Annotated in this window: 13 protein-coding genes; 11 read left to right on the top strand and 2 right to left on the bottom strand. The window is 69.8% G+C overall.

Annotated features, from left to right (window positions below; genetic code table 11):
• Window positions 1-79: 79 nt before the first annotated feature.
• The 10 genes from pdxS (at window position 80) to ACGFZQ_RS22030 (ending at window position 9,849) form a co-directional block, all read left to right on the top strand.
• The gene (gene pdxS, locus ACGFZQ_RS21985; protein ID WP_351735691.1) at window positions 80-985 is read left to right on the top strand and encodes a pyridoxal 5'-phosphate synthase lyase subunit PdxS; all 906 of its coding nucleotides are present in this window, start codon (window positions 80-82) and stop codon (window positions 983-985) included.
• Complete coding sequence (gene pdxT / locus ACGFZQ_RS21990) at window positions 985-1,587, top strand: pyridoxal 5'-phosphate synthase glutaminase subunit PdxT (protein WP_351735689.1); 603 nt, start codon at window positions 985-987, stop codon at window positions 1,585-1,587. Before pdxS ends, pdxT begins: the two co-directional genes overlap by 1 nt.
• Before the next feature lie 52 nt (window positions 1,588-1,639).
• Window positions 1,640-2,392 carry a YebC/PmpR family DNA-binding transcriptional regulator gene (locus ACGFZQ_RS21995; protein ID WP_351735687.1) on the top strand — a complete coding sequence of 251 codons (753 nt, stop codon included), beginning with the start codon at window positions 1,640-1,642 and terminating at the stop codon, window positions 2,390-2,392.
• Window positions 2,393-2,540: 148 nt separating this feature from the next.
• Complete coding sequence (ruvC, locus tag ACGFZQ_RS22000) at window positions 2,541-3,080, top strand: crossover junction endodeoxyribonuclease RuvC (protein WP_393841716.1); 540 nt, start codon at window positions 2,541-2,543, stop codon at window positions 3,078-3,080.
• Window positions 3,077-3,682, top strand: coding sequence for a Holliday junction branch migration protein RuvA (ruvA, locus tag ACGFZQ_RS22005; protein WP_393841717.1), 606 nt, complete (start codon window positions 3,077-3,079; stop codon window positions 3,680-3,682). Before ruvC ends, ruvA begins: the two co-directional genes overlap by 4 nt.
• A 26-nt stretch (window positions 3,683-3,708) precedes the next feature.
• A complete protein-coding gene (gene ruvB / locus ACGFZQ_RS22010) occupies window positions 3,709-4,776 on the top strand; it encodes a Holliday junction branch migration DNA helicase RuvB (RefSeq protein WP_351735681.1) in 1,068 nt (355 codons plus the stop codon).
• A 934-nt stretch (window positions 4,777-5,710) separates the two neighbouring features.
• Window positions 5,711-6,250: a preprotein translocase subunit YajC gene (yajC, locus tag ACGFZQ_RS22015; RefSeq protein WP_351735679.1), complete on the top strand. Its 540-nt coding sequence runs from the start codon at window positions 5,711-5,713 to the stop codon at window positions 6,248-6,250.
• Between the two features lie 141 nt (window positions 6,251-6,391).
• The gene (secD, locus tag ACGFZQ_RS22020) at window positions 6,392-8,191 is read left to right on the top strand and encodes a protein translocase subunit SecD (protein WP_351735677.1); all 1,800 of its coding nucleotides are present in this window, start codon (window positions 6,392-6,394) and stop codon (window positions 8,189-8,191) included.
• A gap of 3 nt (window positions 8,192-8,194) precedes the next feature.
• Window positions 8,195-9,304 carry a protein translocase subunit SecF gene (secF, locus tag ACGFZQ_RS22025; protein ID WP_351735675.1) on the top strand — a complete coding sequence of 370 codons (1,110 nt, stop codon included), beginning with the start codon at window positions 8,195-8,197 and terminating at the stop codon, window positions 9,302-9,304.
• Window positions 9,301-9,849, top strand: a complete 549-nt coding sequence (locus ACGFZQ_RS22030) for an adenine phosphoribosyltransferase (RefSeq protein WP_351735673.1) — start codon at window positions 9,301-9,303, stop codon at window positions 9,847-9,849. The genes secF and ACGFZQ_RS22030 overlap by 4 nt, the downstream gene beginning before the upstream one ends.
• A 104-nt stretch (window positions 9,850-9,953) precedes the next feature.
• On the opposite strand, the gene ACGFZQ_RS22035 is transcribed toward ACGFZQ_RS22030, so the two are convergent.
• The gene (locus tag ACGFZQ_RS22035) at window positions 9,954-10,181 is read right to left on the bottom strand and encodes a hypothetical protein (RefSeq protein ID WP_351735671.1); all 228 of its coding nucleotides are present in this window, start codon (window positions 10,179-10,181) and stop codon (window positions 9,954-9,956) included.
• 405 nt (window positions 10,182-10,586) lie between these two features.
• Between ACGFZQ_RS22035 and relA the strand changes: the two genes are divergently transcribed.
• The gene (relA, locus tag ACGFZQ_RS22040; RefSeq protein WP_393841718.1) at window positions 10,587-13,127 is read left to right on the top strand and encodes a GTP pyrophosphokinase; all 2,541 of its coding nucleotides are present in this window, start codon (window positions 10,587-10,589) and stop codon (window positions 13,125-13,127) included.
• 71 nt (window positions 13,128-13,198) lie between these two features.
• On the opposite strand, the gene ACGFZQ_RS22045 is transcribed toward relA, so the two are convergent.
• A complete protein-coding gene (locus ACGFZQ_RS22045) occupies window positions 13,199-14,428 on the bottom strand; it encodes a DUF349 domain-containing protein (RefSeq protein WP_351735667.1) in 1,230 nt (409 codons plus the stop codon).
• Window positions 14,429-14,499 lie beyond the last annotated feature (71 nt).

Consider the following 14,499-nt stretch of genomic DNA (forward strand, 5'->3'; position numbering starts at 1 on the left):
ATTGGCCCTTGCTGTGGACTGGTCCACTCACGTTTCCTCGGTACTCGCAGAAACCCTCTTTCACCCAGTGAGGTCACCCGTGTCCACCGTTGAGAACCAGGCCCCCGAGACCGGCACCGCCCGCGTGAAGCGCGGCATGGCCGAGCAGCTCAAGGGCGGCGTGATCATGGACGTCGTCACGCCGGAGCAGGCGAAGATCGCCGAGGACGCGGGCGCCGTCGCCGTCATGGCCCTGGAGCGGGTCCCGGCCGACATCCGCAAGGACGGCGGAGTGGCCCGGATGTCCGACCCGGACATGATCGAGGGCATCATCGAGGCCGTCTCCATCCCGGTCATGGCCAAGTCCCGGATCGGCCACTTCGTCGAGGCCCAGGTCCTCCAGTCGCTCGGCGTCGACTACATCGACGAGTCCGAGGTCCTCACCCCGGCCGACGAGGTCAACCACTCCGACAAGTGGGCGTTCACCACGCCGTTCGTCTGTGGTGCCACCAACCTCGGCGAGGCCCTGCGCCGCATCGCCGAGGGCGCCGCGATGATCCGCTCCAAGGGCGAGGCCGGTACGGGCAACGTCGTAGAGGCGGTCCGTCACCTGCGCCAGATCAAGAACGAGATCGCCCGCCTGCGCGGCTACGACAACAACGAGCTGTACGCCGCCGCCAAGGAGCTGCGCGCCCCGTACGAGATCGTCAAGGAGGTCGCCGAGCTGGGCAAGCTCCCGGTGGTCCTCTTCTCCGCCGGCGGTGTCGCCACCCCCGCCGACGCGGCCCTGATGCGCCAGCTCGGCGCCGAGGGCGTCTTCGTCGGCTCCGGCATCTTCAAGTCCGGCGACCCGGCCAAGCGGGCCGCCGCCATCGTCAAGGCGACCACCTTCTACGACGACCCGAAGATCATCGCGGACGCGTCCCGCAACCTCGGCGAGGCCATGGTCGGCATCAACTGCGACACCCTCCCCGAGACCGAGCGCTACGCGAACCGGGGCTGGTGATGACCACTCCGGTGGTCGGAGTCCTCGCGCTCCAGGGCGACGTACGGGAGCACCTCGTCGCCCTGGCCGCGGCCGACGCCCTGGCCAGGCCGGTCCGGCGCCCCGAGGAACTCGCCGAGGTGGACGGCCTGGTCATCCCGGGCGGTGAGTCCACCACCATCTCCAAGCTGGCCGTACTGTTCGGCGTGATGGAGCCTCTCCGCGCGCGCGTGCGGGCCGGAATGCCCGTCTACGGCACCTGCGCGGGCATGATCATGCTCGCCGACAAGATCCTCGACCCGCGCTCGGGTCAGGAGACGATCGGCGGCATCGACATGATCGTGCGCCGCAACGCCTTCGGACGGCAGAACGAGTCCTTCGAGGCGGCGGTCGACGTCAAGGGCGTCACGGGCGATCCTGTAGAGGGCGTGTTCATCCGCGCCCCGTGGGTCGAGTCGGTCGGCGCCGCGGTCGAGGTGCTCGCCGAGCACGACGGCCACATCGTCGCGGTCCGCCAGGGCAACGCGCTCGCCACGTCGTTCCACCCGGAGCTGACCGGCGACCACCGCGTGCACTCCCTGTTCGTCGACATGGTGCACGCGAACCGGGCGACGGAGTCCTAGTAGGATCTCTGGCGTTCGTTGCAGAGATGGGTTACGCGAAGGAGACAGGCAGATGTCCGGCCACTCTAAATGGGCCACGACGAAGCACAAGAAGGCCGTGATCGACGCCAAGCGCGGCAAGCTCTTCGCGAAGCTGATCAAGAACATCGAGGTCGCCGCGCGTATGGGCGGCGTCGACATCGAAGGCAACCCGACGCTCTACGACGCCATCCAGAAGGCGAAGAAGCAGTCGGTCCCGAACAAGAACATCGACTCAGCGGTCAAGCGCGGCGGTGGTCTTGAGGCCGGCGGTGCCGACTACGAGACGATCATGTACGAGGGCTACGGCCCGAACGGCGTCGCGGTGCTCATCGAGTGCCTCACCGACAACCGCAACCGCGCGGCCTCCGACGTCCGCGTCGCCATGACCCGCAACGGCGGCTCCATGGCCGACCCGGGCTCGGTGTCGTACCTCTTCAACCGCAAGGGCGTCGTGATCGTCCCCAAGGGCGAGCTGTCCGAGGACGACGTCCTGGGCGCGGTGCTCGACGCGGGCGCCGAGGAGGTCAACGACCTGGGCGAGTCCTTCGAGGTGCTCAGCGAGGCCACCGACATGGTCGCGGTCCGCACCGCCCTCCAGGACGCCGGCATCGACTACGACTCGGCCGAGGCCAACTTCGTCCCGACCATGCAGGTCGAGCTGGACGAGGAGGGCGCCCGGAAGATCTTCAGGCTGATCGACGCCCTTGAGGACAGCGACGACGTGCAGAACGTCTTCGCCAACTTCGACGTCAGCGACGAGGTCATGGAGAAGGTCGACGCGTAACACGTGTACGGGCTGAACGGGCCGAACGGGCCGACGGGACACACCCGTCGGCCCGTCGCCATGTCGGCCGTTGTCGGTGGCACCGGATAGCCTGCACAAACTGGGGGCACCTCCCAGCGATAGCTGGGGGAGACCGAAGGAGGGGTGCGTGCGCGTACTGGGGGTGGATCCCGGGCTGACCCGATGCGGTGTCGGGGTCGTCGACGGCGTCGCCGGGCGGCCGTTGACCATGGTCGGTGTCGGAGTGGTGCGCACGCCCGCGGACGCCGAACTCGGCCGTCGCCTCGTCGCCATCGAGCAGGGCATCGAGCAGTGGCTGGACGAGCACCGGCCCGAATGCGTCGCCGTGGAGCGGGTGTTCAGCCAGCACAACGTCCGGACCGTGATGGGCACCGCCCAGGCCAGCGCCGTCGCCATGCTGTGCGCCGCCCGCCGGGGCATCCCGGTCGCCCTGCACACCCCCAGCGAGGTCAAGGCCGCCGTCACCGGCTCAGGGCGCGCCGACAAAGCCCAGGTCGGCGCCATGGTCACCCGGCTGCTACGGCTCGACGCGCCACCCAAACCGGCCGACGCCGCCGACGCCCTCGCGCTCGCCATCTGCCACATCTGGCGGGCCCCCGCCCAGAACCGGCTCCAGCAGGCCGTCGCCCTGCACGCAGCCAACGCAACGAAAGGCCGTACGGCATGATCGCCTTCGTGAGCGGCCCGGTCGCCGCCCTCGCCCCGGACTCCGCGGTCGTCGAGGTGGGCGGGATCGGCCTCGCGGTCCAGTGCACGCCCAACACCCTGTCCGGGCTGCGGATGGGCCGGCAGACCAAGCTCGCCACCTCCCTCGTCGTCCGGGAGGACTCGCTCACCCTGTACGGCTTCGCCGACGACGACGAGCGCCAGACCTTCGAACTGCTGCAGACGGCGAGCGGGGTCGGCCCCCGGCTCGCCCAGGCCATGCTGGCGGTGCACAGCCCCGACGCCCTGCGCCGGGCCGTCGCCACCGGAGACGAGAAGTCCCTCACCGCCGTTCCGGGCATCGGCAAGAAGGGTGCCCAGAAGCTGCTCCTGGAGCTGAAGGACCGGCTCGGCGAGCCCCTCGGCGCCCCCGCGATCGGTGCGCCGGTCAGCCAGGGCTGGCGCGACCAGCTGCACGCCGCGCTGATCGGTCTCGGCTACGCGACCCGGGAGGCCGAGGAGGCCGTCACCGCCGTCGCCCCGCAGGCCGAGGCCGTCGGGGGCACCCCCCAGGTCGGCCAGCTGCTCAAGGCGGCCCTGCAGACCCTCAACCGCGCCCGCTGACCCCCCACCGCTGAGGCACATCACTTATGAACTGGGACGACACGACCGACACCGGCGCCGACGCGGAGCGGCTGGTGGGTGCTGTCGCCGACCGTGAGGACCAGGCCGTCGAGGCCGCCCTGCGCCCCAAGGACCTCGGCGAGTTCATCGGCCAGGAGAAGGTCCGCGAGCAGCTCGACCTGGTCCTGCGGGCCGCACGCGCGCGGGGCGCCACCGCCGACCATGTGCTGCTCTCCGGCGCGCCCGGCCTGGGCAAGACCACCCTCTCCATGATCATCGCGGCGGAGATGGGCGCGCCGATCCGCATCACCTCGGGCCCCGCCATCCAGCACGCCGGCGACCTGGCCGCGATCCTCTCCTCCCTCCAGGAGGGCGAGGTCCTCTTCCTCGACGAGATCCACCGGATGTCGCGGCCCGCCGAGGAGATGCTGTACATGGCGATGGAGGACTTCCGCGTCGACGTGATCGTCGGCAAGGGCCCAGGTGCCACCGCCATCCCCCTCGAACTGCCCCCGTTCACCCTGGTCGGCGCCACCACGCGGGCCGGCCTGCTGCCGCCGCCGCTGCGCGACCGCTTCGGCTTCACCGGGCACATGGAGTTCTACGAGCCGCGGGAGCTGGAGCGGGTGGTGCACCGCTCGGCGAACCTGCTGGACGTCGAGATCGACACCGCCGGTGCCGCCGAGATCGCCGGCCGCTCGCGCGGCACGCCCCGGATCGCCAACCGGCTGCTGCGCCGCGTCCGCGACTATGCGCAGGTCAAGGCGGACGGGCTGATCACGCGCGAGATCGCGCACGCCGCGCTGGCCGTCTATGAGGTGGACGAACGCGGCCTCGACCGGCTCGACCGCGCGGTCCTGGAGGCCCTGCTCAAGCTGTTCGGCGGCGGCCCGGTCGGCCTGTCCACGCTCGCCGTCGCGGTGGGGGAGGAGCGCGAGACGGTCGAGGAGGTCGCCGAGCCCTTCCTGGTCCGCGAGGGACTGCTCGCCCGCACCCCACGCGGCCGCGTCGCCACCCCCGCAGCCTGGGCCCACCTGGGCCTGACCGCCCCGCGGGGGACGGGACCCGGCCAACAGGACCTGTTCGGCACGTGACACCGGGCCGACACCCGGCTCCCACCACAGGCCGCCCCACCCACCCGGCAACGCCACCGCGGTAGCCGGCCCCCAATACCGGGCGCCCGGCCTTCACGCATGCCGTCGGATGCGTGGCGGCAGGCCTTCGTGCCTGCTGTCGGGTCCGCGGGGCTGCCGGGTCTCGTGCCGGCTGCGGCCCTCGCCGCCGGACGTGCCGTGCGTCTCTTCGCGCCTGCCGTTGGATGTGCGGTGTCCGGTGTTCGCGCCTCTGTCGGGCGTGGTGCTGTACCGGGTCTTCGCGCCTGCTGCCGGGCATGCCCGTGCCCGTGTTCGCGTCTGCCGTCGGGCGTGCGGTGTTCCGGTGGTCGCGCGTGCTGTCGGGCGTGCTGGGTCCGGTGGTCGCCTGCTGCCGGGCGTGGTGCCGTGTCGGGTCTTTGTGTCTGCCGCCGGGCGTGACATGTCCGGTGGTCGTGCTTGCCGTCGGGCGTGGTGCCGTGTCGGGTCTTTGTGTCTGCCGTCGGGCGTGGTGCCGTGTCGGGTCTTTGTGTCCGCCCGCGGGCGTGCCTCGGTCGGCCTTCGCGTCTACCGTCGGATGTGTGGTGCCGGGTTTTCGTGCCGGTTCCCGGTGCGTGGTGTTTGGTCGTGGTATCTGCGCTGGACGTACCGGGCCGGGGCTTCGTGTCCGCCCCCCGGGGCGTGCCTCGCCGCGACCCTCGTTTACCCCTGGCCCCCGGTGTCGCGCCGCCCGCCGCGCAGGCTCCGTGGGCAGACGTGATCTCTTCGTGACGGCGGGGCATTGGCGGGTGCAGGAACCCAGGTGCCATGCTGAGCGTTGTTCCATGCGCGCGGACTCGCTTAGACTCCGCCGATGCTGCCTTTGCGGGCGGCGCCGACCACACCCCCATCATCCAGGCCGCTCACTGCCGCGGCTGCGCGAAGGAAATTCCGTCTCGTGAATACCTTGCCTCTTCTCTTCTTCATCGTCCTTATCGCGGCCATGTTCCTGATGACGCGTTCCAACAGGAAGCGCCAGCAGCAGGCGAAGCAGATGCGGAACGAGATGCAGCCCGGCAGTGGCGTCCGCACCATTGGGGGCATGTACGCGACGGTCAAGGAAGTCAACGAGGACACGGTCCTCCTCGACGCCGGACCGGGCGTCGACCTCCTCTTCGCGAAGAACGCGATCGGTGCCGTTCTCACCGACGACGAGTACAACCGCATCGTGCACGGCATCGAGCACGACCTGAAGTCCGACACCGACATCGTCCCGGACGACGCCTCCTCCCTCACCGAGACCGACGACGAGTCCGCCGGCGCTGCCGCCGCCTCCGGCGACAAGACCGTCGACTTCGGTAAGAAGGACGCGGCCGAGGAGAAGGCCGACGAGAAGGCCGAGGACACGGTGGAGGCCAAGGCCGAGGAGGCGGAGCCCACCGAGGCGAAGGCCGACGAAGAGCCGAAGAAGACCGACGGCGACTCCGACGCGAAGTAGCCGTGTCCCGGGGAGCACGGCGCGCATCACCCGCGCCGGCCGCACCCCGGGCACGTCTGTTTCCCGGACGGGATCCCGACACCATGTCATGGCCGACCGCGCCGACCAGGCGCGCGGCGGCCCGAGAGGGAGTACGAGAAGGTGGCAGCACCTAAGAGGGGCCGGAGCGCGAGCGCCCAGAGCAAGCCAGGGCGCTCGCTGGCCTTGATCCTGATCGCCATCGTGGCGCTCACCGGAGGGATGTTCCTCTCCGGAAACACCACTCCGCGTCTCGGTATCGACCTGGCCGGTGGTACGAGCATCACGCTTCAGGCGAAGAACGAGCCGGGCCAGCCCAACGCGATCAACAAGGCCAACATGGACACCGCGGTCGCCATCATGAACCGCCGTGTCAACGGTCTGGGTGTGTCCGAAACGGAGGTCCAGACCCAGGGCACCAGCAACATCATCGTCAACATCCCCAAGGGCACCAACTCCGAAGAGGCCCGCCAGCAGGTCGGCACCACCGCGAAGCTGTACTTCCGCCCGGTCCTGGCCCAGGAGGCCAGCGCGGGCGCCGCGTCGAGCGCGTCCCCGAGCGCGTCCTCCAGCGGCAGCTCCAGCGCCTCCCCGAGCACGTCCGCGAGCCCGTCGAGCAGCGCGTCGGCGTCCGAGAAGGCGACCGGGTCGTCCTCCGCCACGCCGTCCTCCTCCGCCACTTCGCAGGGCCGCGCCGTCACCGACGCCCTGAAGGCCGACTCCACGCCGTCGTCCTCGGCGTCCGCCTCCTCGTCGGCGAGCCCCTCCGCCTCCTCCTCGGCCGACGCGAGCGCTTCCGCCGCGGCCTCGAAGCTGGAGGCCCAGTACACCGCGCTGGACTGCTCCAAGGCCGCGCAGCGCGGCACCGCCGGCAAGAGCGCCAAGCCGACCGACTCCACCGTGGCCTGCGGCCAGGTCGACGGCACCTGGTACAAGTACGTGCTCGGCCCGGCCGCCGTCGACGGCACCGAGGTCAAGAAGGCCCAGGCCGTCTTCGACACGCAGGGTGCCTCCGGCTGGCAGGTCCAGATGAACTTCAGCTCCAGCGGAGCCAAGAAGTTCGCCGACGTCACCGCCTCCCTCGCCAAGAACTCCCAGCCGCAGAACGAGTTCGGCATCGTCCTCGACGGCGAGGTCGTCTCCAGCCCGTACGTGCAGCAGTCCATCACCGGCGGCCAGGCGGAGATCTCCGGCAGCTTCACCCAGGAAGAGGCGCAGAGCCTCGCCAACATGCTGTCGTACGGCGCGCTCCCGCTCTCCTTCAAGACGCAGAGCGTCACCACCGTCACCGCCGCCCTCGGCGGCGAGCAGCTGCACGCCGGTCTGCTGGCCGGTGCCATCGGCCTCGCCCTGGTCATCATCTACCTGGTGGCGTTCTACCGCGGTCTGTCGCTCGTCGCGATCCCCTCGCTGCTGGTGTCCGCGATCCTCACCTACGCGATCATGTCGCTGCTCGGTCCCGCGATCCACTTCGCGCTGAACCTGCCGGCCATCTGCGGTGCGATCGTCGCGATCGGCATCACCGCGGACTCGTTCATCGTGTTCTTCGAACGCATCCGGGACGAGATCCGCGAGGGCCGCACGCTGCGTCCCGCCGTCGAGCGGGCCTGGCCGCGCGCCCGGCGCACCATCCTGGTCTCCGACTTCGTGTCGTTCCTCGCCGCCGCCGTGCTGTTCATCGTGACCGTCGGCAAGGTCCAGGGCTTCGCGTTCACGCTCGGTCTGACCACCGTGCTCGACGTGGTCGTCGTCTTCTTCTTCACCAAGCCGCTGATGACGATCCTCGCCCGGCGTAAGTTCTTCGCGAGCGGCCACAAGTGGTCGGGGCTCGACCCGAAGGGCCTGGGCGCCAAGGCCCCGCTGCGCCGCACCCGCCGTCCCGCCGGTCCTGTCGCCGGCCCTGTCGACCCGAAGGAAGCGTGAGCGATGTCGAAACTCGGCAACCTCGGCGCCCGACTCCACCGCGGCGAGATCAGCTACGACTTCGTCGGCAAGCGCAAGATCTGGTACGGCATCTCCATCCTGATCACCATCACGGCCATCGTCGGCCTGGCGGTGCGCGGCCTGAACATGGGCATCGACTTCCAGGGCGGTGCCGTCTTCACCACCTCGAAGACCAGCGTCTCGGTGGCCCAGGCGGAGACCTACGCGTCGCAGGCCTCCGGCCACGAGGCGGTCGTGCAGAAGCTCGGCACGGGCGGTCTGCGCATCCAGATCGCCGGCATGGACACCGAGAAGTCGGACGAGGCCAAGGCCCTGCTGGCCAAGGACATGAAGGTGGACCCCGAGTCCATCAACGCCGACCTGGTCGGCCCCAGCTGGGGTGACGAGATCGCCAACAAGGCCTGGGAGGGCCTCGGCATCTTCATGGTCCTCGTGGTGATCTACCTGGCGATCGCCTTCGAGTGGCGGATGGCGCTCGCGGCCCTGGTCGCGCTCATCCACGACATCACCATCACGACCGGTATCTACGCCCTGGTCGGCTTCGAGGTCACGCCCGGCACGGTCATCGGTCTGCTGACGATCCTCGGTTACTCGCTCTACGACACGGTCGTCGTCTTCGACAGCCTCAAGGAGCAGACGAAGGACATCACCAAGCAGACCCGGTTCACCTACAGCGACATCGCCAACCACTCGATCAACGGCACTCTGGTCCGTTCGATCAACACCACGGTGGTCGCGCTGCTGCCGGTCGCGGGCCTGCTGTTCATCGGTGGTGGCTTCCTCGGCGCGGGCACGCTCAACGACATCTCGCTGTCGCTGTTCGTCGGTCTGGCCGCCGGTGCCTACTCGTCGATCTTCATCGCCACGCCGCTCGTCGCCGACCTCAAGGAGGCCGAGCCGCAGATGAAGGCGCTGAGGAAGCGCGTCCTCGCCAAGCGGGCCCAGGCCGCCGCCGAGGAGGAGATGGCCGAGTCCCGGGTCGGCGGCCCGGACGGGCCCGAGGACGCCGCTCCGGCCGTCGTCGGCCCGCGCAACCAGCCCGCGTCCCGTAACCGGGGCGGTCGCGGCCGGCCCTCCGGGAAGCGCCGATGACCGAGCTCGCAGACATCACGGAGCTGCTGCTCAGCCGCATCCGGGACGTCGAGGACTACCCGGAGCCGGGCGTGATGTTCAAGGACATCACCCCGCTCCTGGCGGACCCGGCGGCGTTCACGGCGCTCACCGACGCGCTGGCCGGCATCGCGGTCCGCTGTGGTGCCACGAAGATCGTCGGCCTGGAGGCCCGCGGCTTCATCCTCGGCGCCCCGGTCGCCGTGCGGGCCGGGCTTGGCTTCATCCCCGTGCGCAAGGCGGGCAAGCTCCCCGGAGCGACCCTCAGCCAGGCGTACGAGCTGGAGTACGGCTCCGCCGAGATCGAGGTGCACGCCGAGGACCTGTCCGCGGGCGACCGCGTCATGGTCGTCGACGACGTCCTCGCCACCGGCGGCACCGCTGAGGCCTCCCTCCAGCTCATCCGCCGGGCGGGCGCCGAGGTCGCGGGTCTGGCCGTGCTCATGGAGCTGGGATTCCTGGGCGGACGCGAGCGCCTGGAACCGGCCCTCAAGGGCGCCCCCCTGGAGGCCCTGCTCACCGTCTGAGGCAGAGTTCCGGAAACGACGCCGCCCCGAGTGCGACCTTCTTGCACACTCGGGGCTGCGTCGTTTTGTCCGTGCTTATTTATGCCATTCGAGCGGCTGCGGAATCAGCAGTTCTCGATGTCCTGGGATTTGATGGTGCCCGGCTCCTTGAGGTGGCCCTTCGCATCGCCCGCGGCGGTGATGCGGTGCAGGTTGTTCTCCTGGCCGTCCTTCCACCACACGCACAGGTGCTGCGTCGTGCTGCAGGTGTTGTGGTAGTAGATGGTGGTCGTGCTGGTCCCGTCGGCCCAGGACCAGTTGAAGCAGGTGACGCTGCCCCTGTGCGTGGACATCGGCGTCACGGTCGCCGCCTGGGCGGGAAGTGCGAAAGCCGCACCCAGTCCCACCGTCAGGGCTGCAGCCGCGAGTGACTTTCCGAGTATCTTCATGCTCTATCCCGTTTTTTGTTTTCTTTTGAAGCAGAATTTGGTCAATTGTTCCGCTTCTGGTCGAAGTTGATCTTAGGTGGCACCCGATGTTCGAGTCAACGGAATTGATGGCCCCGGCTTTTTTATTCGGCCCAATTTGGACTTTTTAGGAAAAGGTAGGTCCGATGGTTCATGTTGACGGGACGGTTGCCGGATGGTGACCTCCGGGCGGCCGTCCGGATGGGCTCCGCACGTTCGGCGGCGGCCGGATCGCTACCATGGTTGTCCGGGGCCTGACTGGGGGACCCGGATCGCGCACGAGGAGTCCTCTTGCCAGACGAGGCCCAGCACCTGACCGCCGCCAAGCCCGAGTCCGCCTCGGCAGCCGCGGCCAAGCCCGCGCCGAGCACGCCGCACGCGAAGAACGACGCTCGCGGGCCGGTGGAGCACGCCCAGTCCGCGCCCGTCGACAAGTCGGCCGAGCAGTCGCGCCCCAAGCCGGCCCCGCCCGAGCACCCCGAGACGGCGCCCGCGGTCCGTCCGAACGCCGGGCAGCCCGCGCGCACCGGCTCCTCCAACCGCGTCCGCGCCCGCCTCGCCCGCCTCGGCGTGCAGCGCGCGAACCCGTACAACCCGGTCCTGGAACCGCTGCTGCGCATAGTCCGCAGCAACGACCCCAAGATCGAGAACGCCACGCTGCGCCAGATCGAACGCGCCTACCAGGTCGCCGAACGCTGGCACCGCGGCCAGAAGCGCAAGAGCGGCGACCCGTACATCACCCACCCGCTCGCGGTGACCACGATCCTGGCCGAGCTGGGCATGGACCCGGCGACCCTGATGGCCGGCCTGCTGCACGACACCGTCGAGGACACCGAGTACGGCCTGGAGGACCTGCGCCGCGACTTCGGCGACGTCGTCGCGCTGCTCGTCGACGGCGTGACCAAGCTGGACAAGGTCAAGTTCGGCGAGGCCGCGCAGGCCGAGACCGTGCGCAAGATGGTCGTCGCCATGGCCAAGGACCCGCGCGTCCTGGTCATCAAGCTCGCCGACCGCCTGCACAACATGCGCACCATGCGCTATCTCAAGCGCGAGAAGCAGGAGAAGAAGGCGCGCGAGACCCTGGAGATCTACGCGCCGCTCGCCCATCGCCTGGGCATGAACACCATCAAGTGGGAGCTGGAGGACCTCGCGTTCGCGATCCTCTACCCCAAGATGTACGACGAGATCGTCCGGCTGGTGGCCGAGCGGGCACCGAAGCGTGACGAGTATCTGGCCATAGTGACCGACGAGGTCCAGTCCGACCTGCGCGCCGCCCGGATCAAGGCGACCGTCACCGGCCGCCCGAAGCACTACTACAGCGTCTACCAGAAGATGATCGTCCGCGGCCGGGACTTCGCGGAGATCTACGACCTGGTGGGCATCCGCGTCCTGGTGGACACCGTCCGCGACTGCTACGCGGCCCTGGGCACCGTCCACGCGCGCTGGAACCCGGTTCCCGGGCGCTTCAAGGACTACATCGCGATGCCCAAGTTCAACATGTACCAGTCGCTGCACACGACGGTCATCGGCCCCAACGGCAAGCCCGTCGAACTCCAGATCCGGACGTTCGACATGCACCGCCGCGCCGAGTACGGCATCGCCGCGCACTGGAAGTACAAGCAGGAGGCCGTGGCCGGTGCCTCCAAGGTCCGCACCGACGTGCCGAAGTCGTCCGGCAAGGGCAAGGACGACCACCTCAACGACATGGCGTGGCTGCGGCAGTTGCTGGACTGGCAGAAGGAGACCGAGGACCCCAGCGAGTTCCTGGAGTCCCTGCGCTTCGACCTGTCCCGCAACGAGGTCTTCGTCTTCACCCCCAAGGGCGATGTCATAGCGCTCCCGGCCGGGGCCACCCCGGTCGACTTCGCGTACGCCGTGCACACCGAGGTCGGCCACCGCACGATAGGCGCGCGGGTCAACGGCCGCCTGGTCCCGCTCGAATCCACCCTGGACAACGGCGACCTGGTCGAGGTCTTCACCTCCAAGGCACCCGGCGCGGGCCCGTCCCGCGACTGGCTCGGCTTCGTCAAGTCACCACGCGCCCGCAACAAGATCCGCGCCTGGTTCTCCAAGGAGCGCCGGGACGAGGCGATCGAGCAGGGCAAGGACGCCATCGTCCGCGCGATGCGCAAGCAGAACCTGCCGATCCAGCGCATCCTCACCGGCGACTCGCTGGTCACGCTCGCCCACGAGATGCGCTACCCGGACATCTCCTCGCTGTACGCGGCGATCGGCGAGGGCCATGTCGCCGCGCAGAACGTCGTGCAGAAGCTGGTGCAGGCGCTCGGCGGCGAGGAGGCGGCCACCGAGGAGATCGACGAGTCGGTCCCGCCGGCCCGCGGCCGCCGCAGCAAGCGCCGCAGCAGCCAGGACCCCGGTGTGGTCGTGAAGGGCGTCGACGACGTCTGGGTCAAGCTGGCCCGCTGCTGCACGCCCGTACCCGGCGACCCGATCATCGGGTTCGTCACCCGCGGCAGCGGTGTATCGGTTCACCGCAGCGACTGCGTCAACGTGGAGTCACTGTCCCGGGAGCCGGAGCGCATCCTCGACGTCGAGTGGGCGCCCACCCAGTCCTCGGTCTTCCTGGTCGCCATCCAGGTCGAGGCCCTGGACCGCTCCCGGCTCCTGTCGGACGTCACCCGCGTCCTGTCCGACCAGCACGTCAACATCCTCTCCGCGGCCGTCCAGACCTCCCGCGACCGGGTGGCCACCTCGCGCTTCACCTTCGAGATGGGCGACCCCAAGCACCTGGGCCACGTCCTGAAGGCCGTACGCGGCGTGGAGGGCGTCTACGACGTCTACCGGGTCACCTCGGCCCGCAACCGGTCGTAGCGCACGGCACACGACGAGAGGGGCCCCGTACGCCGTGTACGGGGCCCCTCTCGTCGTGTGCCGCGCGGCTCTCAGCCGCCGAACTCCTGGAGGCCCTTCAGAGCCTGGTCCAGGAGCGCCTGGCGGCCCTCCAGCTCACGCTCCAGCTTCTCCGCCCTGGACGCGTTGCCCTGGGCACGGGCCTGGTCGATCTGCGTCCTCAGCTTGTCCACGGCGGCCTGGAGCTGGCCGGTCAGACCCGCGGCACGCGCGCGTGCCTCCGGGTTGGTCCGGCGCCACTCGGCCTCCTCGGCCTCCTGGATGGCCCGGTCGACCGTGTGCATCCGGCCCTCGACCTTGGGACGCGCGTCGCGCGGCACATGGCCGATGGCCTCCCAGCGCTCGTTGATCGAGCGGAAGGCGGACCGCGCGGACTTCAGGTCCGTGATCGGCAGGAGCTTCTCGGCCTCGCCGGCCAGCTCCTCCTTCAGCTTCAGGTTCTCGGTCTGCTCCGCGTCCCGCTCGGCGAAGGCCGAGCCGCGGGCCGCGAAGAACACGTCCTGGGCGCCGCGGAAGCGGTTCCACAGGTCGTCCTCGTGCTCGCGCTGGGCGCGGCCGGCGGCCTTCCACTCCGTCATCAGCTCGCGGTAGCGGGCGGCCGTCGGACCCCAGTCCGTCGAGTCGGACAGCGACTCGGCCTCGGCGACCAGCTTCTCCTTGGCCTTGCGGGCGTCCTCGCGCTGCGCGTCCAGCTGCGCGAAGTGCGCCTTGCGGCGCTTGGAGAACGCCGACCGGGCGTGCGAGAAGCGGTGCCACAGCTCGTCGTCCGACTTGCGGTCCAGGCGCGGCAGCCCCTTCCAGGTGTCCACCAGCGCCCGCAGCCGCTCACCGGCCGACCGCCACTGGTCGGACTGGGCCAGCTGCTCCGCCTCGACGACCAGGTCCTCCTTGGCCTTGCGGGCCTCGTCGGACTGCTTGGCACGCTGCGCCCGACGCTCCTCGCGACGCGACTCCACGGTCTTCACCAGCCCGTCGAGCCGGTCCCGCAGCGCCTGCAGATCACCGACCGCGTGGTGCGCCTCCACCTGCTCGCGCAGATGGTCGATGGCGGCCTGGGCGTCCTTCGCGGACAGGTCGGTGGTCCGTACTCGCTTTTCGAGGAGGCCGATCTCGACAACCAGGCCCTCGTACTTGCGCTCGAAGTAGGCCAGCGCCTCGTCAGGGGAGCCGGCCTGCCAGGAACCGACGACCTGCTCGCCGTCGGCCGTACGCACGTACACGGTCCCCGTCTCGTCGACGCGGCCCCACGGGTCGCTGCTCACAGCGCCTCCTCCACATGATGCCCGCGAGGGGCCTCAGCGCCCCCGGGCATCGTCCACAGTTTCGTCACGGC

The sequence above is a fragment of the Streptomyces sp. NPDC048254 genome, assembly GCF_043201895.1.
GTDB lineage: Bacteria > Actinomycetota > Actinomycetes > Streptomycetales > Streptomycetaceae > Streptomyces.

Excerpts from the sequence above, each read along its gene's own strand:
- pdxT (WP_351735689.1), top strand. The coding sequence starts at position 985 with ATGACCACTCCGGTGGTCGGAGTCCTCGCGCTCCAGGGCGACGTACGG.
- ACGFZQ_RS21995 (WP_351735687.1), top strand. The coding sequence starts at position 1,640 with ATGTCCGGCCACTCTAAATGGGCCACGACGAAGCACAAGAAGGCCGTG.
- ruvA (WP_393841717.1), top strand. The coding sequence starts at position 3,077 with ATGATCGCCTTCGTGAGCGGCCCGGTCGCCGCCCTCGCCCCGGACTCC.
- ruvB (WP_351735681.1), top strand. The coding sequence starts at position 3,709 with ATGAACTGGGACGACACGACCGACACCGGCGCCGACGCGGAGCGGCTG.
- secF (WP_351735675.1), top strand. The coding sequence starts at position 8,195 with ATGTCGAAACTCGGCAACCTCGGCGCCCGACTCCACCGCGGCGAGATC.
- ACGFZQ_RS22030 (WP_351735673.1), top strand. The coding sequence starts at position 9,301 with ATGACCGAGCTCGCAGACATCACGGAGCTGCTGCTCAGCCGCATCCGG.
- ACGFZQ_RS22035 (WP_351735671.1), bottom strand. The coding sequence starts at position 10,181 with ATGTCCACGCACAGGGGCAGCGTCACCTGCTTCAACTGGTCCTGGGCC.